Origin of the sequence: Serratia sp. MYb239, from assembly GCF_002966855.1 — a bacterium.
GTDB lineage: Bacteria > Pseudomonadota > Gammaproteobacteria > Enterobacterales > Enterobacteriaceae > Serratia_B > Serratia_B rhizosphaerae.
The window spans coordinates 4,252,453-4,264,458 of the sequence record NZ_CP023268.1; the positions used below are offsets into that span (position 1 = coordinate 4,252,453).

General features: G+C 53.8%; 11 protein-coding genes. 9 read left to right on the plus strand and 2 right to left on the minus strand.

Going from position 1 to position 12,006, the window contains the following annotated elements; genetic code table 11:
- Positions 1 to 419 precede the first annotated feature (419 nt).
- Positions 420 to 1,328, minus strand: a complete 909-nt coding sequence (locus tag CLM71_RS20335) for an endonuclease/exonuclease/phosphatase family protein (protein ID WP_105232610.1) — start codon at positions 1,326 to 1,328, stop codon at positions 420 to 422.
- Between the two features lie 113 nt (positions 1,329 to 1,441).
- Positions 1,442 to 2,356, minus strand: coding sequence for a LysR family transcriptional regulator (locus tag CLM71_RS20340; protein WP_105232611.1), 915 nt, complete (start codon positions 2,354 to 2,356; stop codon positions 1,442 to 1,444).
- Between the two features lie 104 nt (positions 2,357 to 2,460).
- On the opposite strand from CLM71_RS20340, the gene CLM71_RS20345 reads away from it, so the two are divergent.
- The 9 genes from CLM71_RS20345 to CLM71_RS20385 all read left to right on the plus strand — a co-directional run bounded on the left by CLM71_RS20345 (position 2,461) and on the right by CLM71_RS20385 (position 11,924).
- Entirely contained in the window at positions 2,461 to 3,489 is a 1,029-nt protein-coding gene (locus tag CLM71_RS20345; protein WP_105232612.1) for an NAD(P)-dependent alcohol dehydrogenase, read from the plus strand.
- Positions 3,490 to 4,452: 963 nt separating this feature from the next.
- Positions 4,453 to 4,986 (plus strand): fimbrial protein, encoded by a 534-nt coding sequence (locus tag CLM71_RS20350; protein ID WP_105232613.1) that lies wholly within the window; start codon positions 4,453 to 4,455, stop codon positions 4,984 to 4,986.
- A gap of 58 nt (positions 4,987 to 5,044) precedes the next feature.
- The gene (locus CLM71_RS20355; protein ID WP_105232614.1) at positions 5,045 to 5,563 is read left to right on the plus strand and encodes a hypothetical protein; all 519 of its coding nucleotides are present in this window, start codon (positions 5,045 to 5,047) and stop codon (positions 5,561 to 5,563) included.
- A 125-nt stretch (positions 5,564 to 5,688) separates the two neighbouring features.
- Complete coding sequence (locus CLM71_RS20360; protein WP_105232615.1) at positions 5,689 to 8,205, plus strand: fimbria/pilus outer membrane usher protein; 2,517 nt, start codon at positions 5,689 to 5,691, stop codon at positions 8,203 to 8,205.
- A gap of 46 nt (positions 8,206 to 8,251) precedes the next feature.
- A complete protein-coding gene (locus CLM71_RS20365; RefSeq protein WP_105232616.1) occupies positions 8,252 to 8,983 on the plus strand; it encodes a molecular chaperone in 732 nt (243 codons plus the stop codon).
- Positions 8,984 to 9,094: 111 nt separating this feature from the next.
- Positions 9,095 to 9,568: a fimbrial protein gene (locus CLM71_RS20370; RefSeq protein WP_158684849.1), complete on the plus strand. Its 474-nt coding sequence runs from the start codon at positions 9,095 to 9,097 to the stop codon at positions 9,566 to 9,568.
- 20 nt (positions 9,569 to 9,588) lie between these two features.
- Complete coding sequence (locus CLM71_RS20375) at positions 9,589 to 10,164, plus strand: fimbrial protein (protein ID WP_158684850.1); 576 nt, start codon at positions 9,589 to 9,591, stop codon at positions 10,162 to 10,164.
- A gap of 55 nt (positions 10,165 to 10,219) precedes the next feature.
- Positions 10,220 to 11,167: a hypothetical protein gene (locus CLM71_RS20380; protein WP_105232619.1), complete on the plus strand. Its 948-nt coding sequence runs from the start codon at positions 10,220 to 10,222 to the stop codon at positions 11,165 to 11,167.
- 124 nt (positions 11,168 to 11,291) lie between these two features.
- Positions 11,292 to 11,924 carry a LuxR C-terminal-related transcriptional regulator gene (locus CLM71_RS20385; protein WP_105232620.1) on the plus strand — a complete coding sequence of 211 codons (633 nt, stop codon included), beginning with the start codon at positions 11,292 to 11,294 and terminating at the stop codon, positions 11,922 to 11,924.
- The last annotated feature ends 82 nt before the right edge of the window (positions 11,925 to 12,006 follow it).

A 12,006-nucleotide genomic window follows, 5' to 3' on the forward strand; every position in this document is an offset into this window, starting at 1 on the left:
TATCATTAACCATTTGAAAGCCAAGGGGATATTAAAAAAATAAAAAATGACTCTTAAAAATATGTGATCAAGGCCAAATTAAATGCGTAATAAATTCATTGGGTCTACAAATTTTTTAACTCACAAAAAATCAAATAAAACCGTTAGTTAGATTAACACTCACCGCATAGCGATTGTTTTTTACCCTTTTATTAGGAATATTCGTAATTTTTATATCTTTAACGATCTTCTATCCATAAATACGGAAAGATCGCCGTCGGATAGATCAGGAATGGGGAGATAATGAAGACGCACAGCAAGACGGGTAAACCAATTCCGACGGGGCATAAATACATTCGGCATACAGAACGCAAACAGCGGGCGACAGCTTCGCCCGCTCACTACAAACGCCGCTCTTCAGGCGCTTCAGGGCAGACCGCTTAGCGGTTGTTAATGATCATCTGCACCGGATAGTGATCTGAATATTGGTCGGTAAACGCATCGCGCAGCACTTTTACCTCCGCCACGTCGTTCTTCAACGCCGGGGAGACGTAAATGTAGTCATAGCGCAGCGGCGTCTTGGCCTGGTCATAGAAAATTTTCGTCGGCGCGGTGGCGATGAACGTATCCGGATACTTCTGCTTCAGCACGTCAATAAAGCCGCGCGACAGGATATTTTGCTGCACGGTGTAGTCCATTTTGCCGTTCACCAGGTTTTGCAGCACCGGCCGTTTGGCCTCTTTGTCCTGCAAATCCTTCACCATCTCGCTCTCGTTATAGCCGCTTTTATCCAGCGGTGAGAAGGCGTTGAGGTCGCCGGCGATAATCCACTTTCCGTTCGGGTCCGCACCGTATTTGATGGAATCCAGAATCAGGTTCATCTCATCAATCCGCTGTGAGGTGCGGAACGGGTTCATATGGGTGACCACAAAGTGATAGTGACCCACATCAGCAAACAGCGCGCCGTGCCAGAGGTTATCCACCACCTTGCGTACGTTGACGATCGGGTATTTGGCGGTGATCGCCGTCGGGAAAAATTCATCGTCGCCCGCCACCTTCGGCTCTTTCAGCAGCACCGCATAGCGGTGCCCGTAGCTCTGGGCGAAGGCTTCCAGCGTCTCGCGGGTAAAGTGGTTCATCTCCTGCCAGGCGATAATATCGGCATCCTGCTGCCTGGCCCATTCGGCAAACTTCTGTTTCCCCTTCGAGGTGTCGGACTTCATCCCCCAGTAGGCGTTATAGCTGATAATTTTCAGCTGCTGTTGCTGCTCCAACGTCTGCGCGGCACAGACCGGCAGTGAGCCGCCGAGTAAACCCAATGCGACCGCTGCGCTGATTATCGTTCTCATACTACGCTCCTTGTTGTTATATCAACATCACATTCCGTTAATGCCCACCTTCAGAAAGGCGATGATTTTCCACTCTATATACCACGCTACGTCTTTTTGTTTTGTGATACGCATTACTCTTGCCGCGTTTCTGCGGCCGTATCCAGCCGCATAAAATCAACAAACGCCCGCATCTGCGGCGTCATAAACCCATTACGCGGGTAGTACAGGTGAAACCCCGCGACCGGTTTACACCACTGCGGCAGCACCCGCACCAGCGTGCCCCGGTGCAGCGACGGCGCCACGCACTGCGCCTCCAGTAACGCCAGCCCCGCGCCCTGCTCGGCGGCAGCCAGCAGCAGATCGATATCGTTGGCCGTCAGGGCGGGGTCAATGTCCACCTCGACGTGCTCGCCGGCGCGACTGAGACGCCAGCGATACTGAGCGCCGTTGCCGCTCCAGCGGTAGTTGATGCAGCGGTGGCGGACAATCTCCTCCGGCGTCGCCGGCGGCGGCTGGGTCTGAAAACAGCCCGGCGCGGCCACCACCACCATCTGCAGATCCGCCGTCAGCCTGACCGCGATCATATCCCTCGGCACCCGGTCGCCCGAACGGATGCCGGCATCGAATCCCGCAGCGACAATATCCTGCAGGTTGTCATCCAGCAGCATCTCCAGCCGGATATCCGGATAGCGCGCCATAAAGCGTTCAATCGCCGGCACGATCGCCAGATGCCCGGCCAGACGCGGCATACTGATGCGCAGCGTACCGCGCGGCGTCAGCTGCGTCTCTCCCGCCCCCTGCACCGCACTTTCCAGCGCCGCCATCGCCGGCTCCAGCTGCGCCATCAGCCGTGAACCGGCCTCCGTCAGCGCGACGCTGCGCGTGGTGCGGTTAAACAGCCTGACGTGCAGCCGCTGTTCCAACGCGCGGATCGCATGGCTCGCCGCCGACGGCGACAGCCCCAGCCGCTGTGCCGCCCGACGGAAACTCCTCTCTTTAGCCACCGCCATAAAGACGGCCAGTTCAGCGTAATCGGCCCCTTTCATATTGCTGTGCCTTATTCATCAGTTCATGCGGATTATAGGGTATTAATTCACCTTTCTGTCTGCGACACAATGAATGCCTCAATCATCAGAGGAGGAAACAACTTGTGAACACTATGCGACGTTGGGAAATGAACGGCTTCGGGCGCCAGTCGCTGACGCTGCAGACGGCGGCAGTGCCCCGCCCTGCAGACGACGAGGTGCTGGTGCAGGTGATGTCGGTCGCCCTGAATCACCGCGATAATTGGGTGATCGGCAGCGGACGCGGCTTACCGCTGCGCTTTCCGTTTACTCCCGGCTCCGACCTTTCGGGGCGCGTGGTGGCGGCCGGCAGCCAGGTCAGCCGCTTCGCGCCGGGGGATGAGGTCATCTCAGTCTTTGCCCCGGAGTGGCTCGACGGCGCTCGCCCCGGCAACGCGCGCGAGCTGGCTTACCGCACTCTGGGCGGCTTTTACCCCGGCGTACTGGCGGAATATGTGGCGATGAAAGCAGACTGGCTGGTGGCTAAACCCGCCTCGCTCAGCCACGCTGCCGCCAGCACGCTGCCCTGCGCGGCGCTGACCGCCTGGTTTGCCCTGGTGGAGCGCGGCAACCTGCAGCCGGGAGACAGCGTGCTGATTGAAGGCAGCGGCGGCGTAGCGCTGTTTGGTCTGCAAATCGCCAACATGCTGGGCGCCAAAACCCTTGTCGCCACCAGCGCCGGCAAAATGGCGGGGGTAAAACAGCTGGGAGCCGATGCGGTTATCGATCGTAACGCGCAGGGCATGGTCGACGCCGTCCTGCAACTGACCGCCGATCGGGGAGTCGATCACATTCTTGAGCTGGCGGGCGGCGCGCATCTGGGACAGGCGGCGGCGATGTGTGCCATCGGCGGAAAAATCCATCTGATCGGCGCGCTGGAAGGCTTTACCGTGTCGTCGCCGCTGGAGCCGATTCTGTTTAAGGATCTGGCGATTTACGGCATCGGCACCGGCCATCGCCGGGCGTTGAGCGAAATGTGCGCCGCCTTCGACGCCAACGGCCTCACGCCGGTTATCGACAGCGTGTACCCGCTGGAAGCATTGCCTCTGGCGCTGGCGCGTGTGGAAAGCGGCGCCTTCGGTAAAGTAGTGGTAAACATTGGTGAGGTGGCGTAGGGCGCCCGTATTTTTCGTCCCTGATGGCCGCGTGCTTAAACATGGCCAATTCAGAAAAACCGCTGCGGTTAATCCTTGAATATATGTCATCGGTAAAAGTCAGCGTAACACTGAAACCGCAGCTCTGCCTGCGGCTTTCATATCCAACAACCAAGATAATTCCCAACTTATAATACAACTAACAATAACACGTTACACAAACTACTCCTTTTTAATGAGTAAGAAATCCCAAACATCATACTTAATAGAAATATGAGATAAATAAAATTAAGAAATAACCAAACAAAAGATCACGCTTTATTCAAAATAAAATCAAATATTTTTTATTTCGACAATGAATTTAAAAGCCAATAAAACAAAAAATCATAAAATATAAAACCAACAAGTGATTGTAACTCAGAATAAAACACTGCATCATCAATAAAATAAAGAACTAACAGCCATTGTTAATATAAAAAATAGCACAATAATTAATAGGGGATATAAATAGAAAAGTAAAAAAAAGGATCGCGCAACCAATTAATAGATATAGGAAAAATGAAAAGACAAAATTATTTTACAAAGAAAAAAAACGTTCAGGTAACAAAACAGGTTAAAAACCGTAAAGTTGCAAGGATAAATCTTAGTCAATATAATCTCGCTCACTCGAAAAAAAGAAAAAAACACAAACAAATATCATGAATACATATAGATAGATAAATAATAAGACAAATACGACAAATCCCACTATCACCATATGGGTATCTAGGAGAAATCTAATTCATCGGTCGATAATTAGATAATGTATAAAACGGCGTTTATAAAAACGACGCAGGGAATTTGTGCCTATCAGCCAGGAATGCATGCTGATGCGCTGCCACAAATAAATATCTCTCTTACCGCTGCCCGGCTGCGAGATATTTACCTGTGGGAGTGCCAACCCGTGCGGTTAGCACATTTATAAAAAGGAAAAGGAAGTTAAACATGAAATTATCACACATCTCTCTGGCTGCTCTGATGGCTGCAGCAACCCTGTCTTTCGGCGCAAACGCTGCTTCTTACGAAGGTAACTCCGGTAAAGTTACGTTCCACGGCCAGGTTGTTGATGCCCCATGTAACCTGGCGCCAGGCCAGGACGGTATGGACGTTAAGGTTGATTTCGGCCAGCTGTCTCAGTCTCAGCTGAACAAAAACGTAACCACCGCTCAGACTTTTGAACTCAAACTGCAGAACTGCAGCCTGGCGAACGATGACGGTTCCAAGAAAACCGCTGAAATTACCTTCAACAGTGCCGACCAGATCGCCAATAAAAACCTGCTGAAAACTAACGGTCTGGCTACCGGTCTGGCCATCGGTATCAACAACATTACCCTCGGCACCCCAGCGGCTATCGCCGGCCTGGTTGACGGCGACAACACCCTGGTTTACACCGCGGTTGCTCAGAAAGCTGACATCGCCACTGACGTTACCCCGGGTGACTTCAGCGCATCAACCAACTTCCTGATTAGCTACAAATAATAGTCAGGTATAGCCGGAGGGCTCGGTCTCCCCTCTGGCTATCTCAAAGGGGGATCCTATGCAACGCTGGTTGGGAAGTTTTGTACTGTTGCTCGCCGCATCCAACGGTTATGCCGATGTGTTGGCGCTAAGCCGGCAGGATGACGGTTACCTCCTGCCTCTGCGCGGGCGGGCAACGCTCAGCGGTACCGTATTGGCTGCAGGATGCACCATTGCATTGGATACCCCATCCCAATCGCTGGATTTAGACCCGCGCCCATTAGACAACCGCCAACGATCGTTAATTTATCATTTATCTATTCGTTTCGATCATTGTGCGCTCCCGGGACAAAACAGTGGGTACGGTGAAGATAAAGCAATCAAAATCAACTTCAAAAACAAATCAGCATCAGGGAATATTTTTATTATTAAAGATGCGGACAATAAAACGCTAAAAAGCGGGGAAGATCACCCGATCAATTATCGCAAAGCGGAGCAAAACAGTGCCCATCCGGCAACCGCAGATTACCGCGTAGAACTGACGCCGAAAGCGCCACCCTATTACGCCATATTGGGGCTGAACATGCGCTACGAATAACGCCGGCCGGGCGCTGAATGGAAGAGTGACGCCCGCTTCAGAAAATCGTGAATGCCTACCGGAATCCCGCTATTCCCCTGCTAACAACGCCCGCGATTTTCGCTTTTTAATCAGGATGATTAATTATGTCTCAGCAACGTTTTATCATCAGTCGCATAGCATCCGCCATCATTGCCGTTTTGGTAAGTTGGGAAGCTAACGCTGTTGAGTTTAATACGGACGTATTAGATCTGGAAGATAGAGCGAATATTGATTTCTCCCGCTTTTCGCAGGCCGGCTATATTATGCCCGGCGTTTATCATATGACGCTGCGAATTAACGGTGAGAGCGTCGGTTATGAGGGGGATATTCCGTTTTATCCACGCGATTACGCACCATCAGACAATAACACCTCCCCCGCACAGCCTGAAGCCTGTCTGCCGCAGGAGGTTGTCGACCGCCTGGGATTAACGGACAAAGCAGCCCAACAGCTGGCCCGCTGGCATAACGGCCAGTGCGTGGATTTCAGCCCGCTGCCCGGAGTGGCGTTAACGCCAAACCTCGGCAGCGCGGCGCTGAATATCAACGTCCCTCAGGCGCTGCTGGAGTATACCGACGCGTCCTGGCTGCCGCCTTCCCGCTGGGATCACGGCCTGCCCGGTTTTCTGCTGGATTACAACATCACCGGCACCTTTACCAGCAACCGTCACTCGGGGCGTCGGCAGACCCTCAGCGCCAACGGCACGCTCGGCATGAACCTGGGCGCCTGGCGCCTGCGCGGGGATTATCAGGGCCGTTTCAGCCGTAGCAGCTCGCAGCAAAAAAGTCGTCATACCCTCGATTTTAGCCGCGTCTATCTGTATCGGCCGATTCCCAGCCTGAGTTCAACGCTGACCATCGGTGAAAACTACGTCAACTCGCCGATGTTCGATTCCTGGCGCTATGCGGGCATCGCCATGGCCAGCGACGAACGTATGCTGCCGCCGCGACTGCGTGGCTACGCGCCGGAGATCATTGGCATCGCCAAAACCAACGCCAAAGTGACCGTTACGCAGCAGGATCGCGTTATCTATGAAACCACCGTCGCAGCCGGGCCGTTCCGCATTCAGAATCTGGACAGCGCTATCCGCGGCACGATGGACGTTAAAGTCACCGAGCAGGACGGCGAAGAGCACACCTTCAGCCTCTCCACCGCGGCGGTGCCTTATCTGACGCGTCCGGGCCAGCTGCGCTACCAGGCGATCGTCGGCCGCCCCACCACCTGGGAACACGATCTGGAAGGGCAGCTGTTTGCCTCGGGCGAAGCCTCCTGGGGGCTGTCCAATATCTGGACGCTGTACGGCGGCTCAACGCTCTCCGCCGATTATCAGGCGCTGGCGCTGGGCAGCGGGCGCGATCTGTTCGGGCTCGGCACCGTGGCCGTCGACGTCACCCAGTCCGTTGCCAAGGTACGCGATAACAGTAAGAAACAGGGGAAGTCCTGGCGTCTGAGCTACTCCAAATTCTTCGACGAGATGAAAGCCGACGTCACCTTCGCCGGCTACCGCTTCTCGGAAAAGAACTATATGAGCATGCAGCAGTTTCTCGACCAGCGCCGTCTCGATTACGACCCTAACCACCAAAAAGAGCGCTACCAGATCAACGTCAACAAGAGCTTTGACAAAGTCTCTCTGGGGCTGAATTACGAGCATCAGACCTACTGGGATCGCGGCAGCACCAAACAGTATGGCGCCAATATCGGCACCACGTTTGATCTGCCGGCGCTGAAAATGCGCAGCGCTTCGCTGACCGCCACGGCCATGCGCAGCCAATACCGCGGGCAAGATGAGAACAGATTCAGCCTGATGCTATCGCTGCCGATGGGCACCGGCACCGTCAGCTACAACAGCAGCTATAACCGGGGGCAATACGGGCACCGGATCGGCTATTACGACCGGCTGGGGCTGGACAGCTACAACATCAACGCCGGCGTCGATCACGGCGGTAACCAGGAATCACGCGCCCAGGTCAGCGGTATGTATACCCATAACGGCGCGCGCAGCAAGCTGAGCGTCAACGGTGCGATCGACGGCGCGCAGTACCGTTCGCTGGGGCTCAGCGCCACGGGCGGCATCACCGCCACGCCGCGCGGCGTGGCGATGCACGCCGGCGGCAACAACGGCAGCACCCGGCTGATGGTGGATACCGACGGCATCGGCGGCGTACCGATCAACGGCGGTCGCGTGGTCAGCAACGCCTGGGGGATCGGCGTGGTGAGCGACGTCAACAGTTACTACCGCACCACCACCCGCATCGATGTCAGCACGCTTGCTGACGATGTCGAAGCGAAGAAAAGCGTGGTGGAAACCGCGCTGACCGACGGCGCCATCGGCTACCAGCGCTTTGGCCTGCTGCACGGCAGCAAGGCGTTTGCCACCTTCCGGCTGGCAGACGGCGGTTCGCCGCCATTTGGCGCCGTGGTGCGCAATAGCAAAAACCAGGAAGTCGGCATTGTCGGTGACGCGGGCATCGCCTGGCTGAGCGGCATTACGCCGAAAGAGACGCTGAGCCTGGTCTGGAACGACAGCGTCCAGTGTCTAGCGGTTATGCCGTCTGCCATTAACGAGCAAAACCTGTTGCTGCCCTGTCGGCGGACTGCCGCCGCTGGCGCTGTAACCAAATAATTTATTTACGGTTTTTACCGTCAACCCATGGAGTAAAGAAGTCAATATGCAAACACTGAACAAACAGGTTGCCGGCATCACCCTGATTCTCGGCCTTTTATTTACCACGGCTAACGCGCAGGCCGCCGTCGCTCTGGACAGAACCCGGGCGGTGTTTAACGGCGATCAAAAGGCCATCAGCCTGAACATCAGCAATGAAAACAAAAATCTGCCTTACCTGGCTCAGGCCTGGCTGGAAGATGAGCAGCAGAAAAAGATGACCACCGGCGCGCTGGTGATGACGCCGCCGGTACAAAGGCTGGAGCCGGGCGCCAAAAGTATGCTGCGCATCTCCGCCACGCCATTGGCACAGCAACTGCCGCAGGACCGGGAGTCACTGTTCTATGTGAACCTGCGTGAAGTGCCGCCGCGCAGCGATAAGCCCAACGTACTGCAGATCGCGCTGCAGTCGAAGATCAAACTGTTCTACCGCCCGAAGGGGATCATCACCGCGCCGAACGCGGTCTGGCAGGAAAAACTGGTGCTGCACGCCGAAAGCAGCGGCTACCGGGTTGAAAACCCGACGCCGTACTACATCACGATTATCGGCCTGGGCGGCTCTAAAGAACAGTCCGTCAAAGGCGAATTCAAATCGGTGATGATCGCGCCGAAAAGCAGCGTCAAGGTCGCCGGCCAGCACTACGCCACGCCTTATCTGACCTATATCAACGATTACGGCGGCCGCCCTACGCTGACATTCAGCTGCAGCGCCGCGCAGTGCACGGTGAAAAACAGTTAACGATCGCGGCGGGATCCCCGCCCGGCAAGAGTGTAAGGAGGACCGGCCATGAACCGGTATCTGGGAATATGTATCGCGCTGTTATCTGCTATCGGTTCTATGGGGGACGCAATGGCGAAAAACCCAATCGATCTGACATTCAGCGGCACGCTGCTGGAGAAACAGTGTATCCACGACTCGGCGGAGGACGCGCAGCTCGTCGAGCTGCCGCTGCTGTCGATCAAATATTTCCAGCACTACGGCCGCGGCCCGGCCACCCGCTTCGCCCTACGCTTCAAAGACTGCAGCGCCGCGACGCTGAACAAACAGGTGCAAATGGTGTTTCACAGCCCGCAGACCGTGAATATCGACGGCCTGACCATGCTCGCCACCGACGGCGGCACCGGCCTGGTACTGGGGCTGAATAATGCCGACGGCCAGCCGATCGTGCCGGAAGTGCCGTTCAAGGCGGGCGTTATTACCCAGACGGGCATCGGCAGCACCAACGAGCTGTTGTTTGATGTCTACCCGCAGGCCGTCGATCGCAACGCCGTCAATCCCGGGGACTACAGCGCCACGGTGACGTTTGAAATGAGCTATCTGTGATGATGGCAAGGAGCAACAGCATGTCAGGAAAGGACAATTCTCGTATCAGGCATCCTCTCGGGTGGTACGGCATCGGGCTGCTTTTCTGGTGCGCCGGCTGCCTGGCAGACGTACCGATTACGGTCAAAGCGACACTCGTCAAACCGGCATGTTACATCATGGCAGGTATGGGGGAATGGACAGAGGGACTGCATGACGACCTGTTAGCCGTCGATTTCGGTGAAGTGCCTACCGCCGATTTGGACACCGCCAATGCGGCAAAAAACGTGAATTTATGGTTTGCATGCAACAACAAAGTCACCCCAGGAAAAATATTGAATCTTTATGTTAAACCAAGCGGTTATGGCGTGCTGTCAGCGATGGGTAGCCATGTGCTGGCAACTTCGAAGGAAAATTTGGGCATTGCCATCCTTGTCGACAGCAACCCCGTCACGCTGAACCAATGGGTGCCCGTTTCCCAATGGCTCCAACAGGGTGATGGAATCGCAGATGCCAAATTGATTCTGACGGCGCAACTGGTCGCTCAGGGCGATAAAAATGAGCTGGAAGGCGGGTATTTCCAAGCCTCGGCCAACGTCATCTTGCACTATTTGTAACGGCCGCGCACAAGCGCAGCGCTAATCAGTTAATTCGCTGGAGTCACCACAATCTATGCCATTGTTTAATCCTCGCGCCGCCGTTGCGCACGCCCTGCTGCTGGGTGCCAGCTTCACCGCCGGCGCCGCCTACGATGTTACCGCCATTGACGCTGCATCCAACGTGACCATTGACACGACGGGCGATGTAACACTAGGACATATCGCCAGCTTTGCTATCGATGCGACGACTGTCACCGGTACGGTGCATTGCGGCGATCGCAACTTGCATAACGCCTTTGGCAGACAACGGATATTCATCGACTTACCGCAAGACTCCGCGACCGGGCGCTTCAAAATAAACAACAACCTCTCGGTAGAGGTAAGCTCCACCGTGCCTACATCAAACTGGGGAGACGGGCTTACAACTGTTTGTGATCTGAATTCACCGAATGATGCCTATCCCGCCAGCTCTCTGACCAATGCTTTTCCAATAAAGCTGGATTTTTACTTGGACAGGGAAACCATTGACGGGGTAATTACGATACCAGCCTTTCAATTGGGGGGATACTCACGCCGATTTGACACCACCGAACCTGGGAATTACAAGCCGGCAAAATATACTATTCCGATAAACTTAACCGGCGGTCAAATTACCATACCAGCGTATTGTAATACCTACCCAAACGCGATAGAATTAGATCACGGAATGTTGTCTTCGGATAATACTTACGATAAAGCGTTTGCCGAACTTACCTATACCTGCTTAAACCCGGTTAATACGACAATAACCATCAACTATCAAGAAAATGCCGACGGAGATTTAAATCTCTTTCATACAGATGGCAGCGTTGGCGCCAGCAGTAAATTAACCATTAGCGATACCAGCAGCGGATTGCAGGGGAAAGAAATCTCCACAAATATCGATACCAGTAAAACTTTCCGTATCACCAGTGAACTGAGTAACCTCAGCGGTGAAGGAACGATAAAAGGTACGGCCTGGATTATCGCCTATCTGGATTAAATGGAAAGCATGAATTAAAGGACTACGCCAGTGGTAAAGCCACGGCGTGGTTTCCCGTATGTCACAGACAGGACGTGACATATTTATCAGTTTGTTAATTTAATGATATGGAGCAAATTCCACGATGAAGAATATCTTAATCTTTGATGAGAACAGTTACTTCCGGCAAGCCGTCAGGCAATTATTATTAGCCAAGGGAACCATGCCGCAATCTATTCTGGAAGCCGGCAATAAAACAGAACTGGAAAATATTCTGGCGACGACCAACGTCGATACGCTGCTGCTCTCACCGGCCGGCAGCCAGGCGGATATTCAGGACAGTTTTATCCTGATCAGAGAGTGCCTGAAGCATTGCCGCAGGCTGAGCATCGACCTTTGGCTGATGGTGGAACAAGCCACTGATTTTTATCATCAACTTTGCTGCAGCCACCCACACTACAAAGGGGTTATCAGCAAACGGCAGCCGCTGGAGCAGCTAAGCTACTATATTTTCAATACGCTGAAAGAGGAACTGAGCTGGAAATCACCACCGAAAGGTACGCTGTCTTACCGTGAAAGCCAAATATTGCTTGATGTGCTGTGCGGTGATTCCAGTAACAGGCTGACAATACGCTATGGCATTCAATCTAAAACCATCAGCGCGCATAAACTTAATGCGTTAGCAAAACTGGGACTGAAAAATATCAGTGACATTTTCAAAAGAATGAAAGGCGTTCAAGAACTGCCGGTAAAAGGTGAACTAATAGGCGTATATTAAATACGCCTAATATAAAAAGGATTTTTCTAACCGAACCGATAAATCTATATCAGCTGATATACCACCTGTAATTACAGGCGTG

Coding starts and splice junctions, on each gene's coding strand:
- CLM71_RS20335 (WP_105232610.1), bottom strand. CDS start 1,328: ATGAGAACGATAATCAGCGCAGCGGTCGCATTGGGTTTACTCGGCGGC.
- CLM71_RS20340 (WP_105232611.1), bottom strand. CDS start 2,356: ATGAAAGGGGCCGATTACGCTGAACTGGCCGTCTTTATGGCGGTGGCT.
- CLM71_RS20350 (WP_105232613.1), top strand. CDS start 4,453: ATGAAATTATCACACATCTCTCTGGCTGCTCTGATGGCTGCAGCAACC.
- CLM71_RS20355 (WP_105232614.1), top strand. CDS start 5,045: ATGCAACGCTGGTTGGGAAGTTTTGTACTGTTGCTCGCCGCATCCAAC.
- CLM71_RS20360 (WP_105232615.1), top strand. CDS start 5,689: ATGTCTCAGCAACGTTTTATCATCAGTCGCATAGCATCCGCCATCATT.
- CLM71_RS20365 (WP_105232616.1), top strand. CDS start 8,252: ATGCAAACACTGAACAAACAGGTTGCCGGCATCACCCTGATTCTCGGC.
- CLM71_RS20370 (WP_158684849.1), top strand. CDS start 9,095: ATGGCGAAAAACCCAATCGATCTGACATTCAGCGGCACGCTGCTGGAG.
- CLM71_RS20375 (WP_158684850.1), top strand. CDS start 9,589: ATGTCAGGAAAGGACAATTCTCGTATCAGGCATCCTCTCGGGTGGTAC.
- CLM71_RS20380 (WP_105232619.1), top strand. CDS start 10,220: ATGCCATTGTTTAATCCTCGCGCCGCCGTTGCGCACGCCCTGCTGCTG.
- CLM71_RS20385 (WP_105232620.1), top strand. CDS start 11,292: ATGAAGAATATCTTAATCTTTGATGAGAACAGTTACTTCCGGCAAGCC.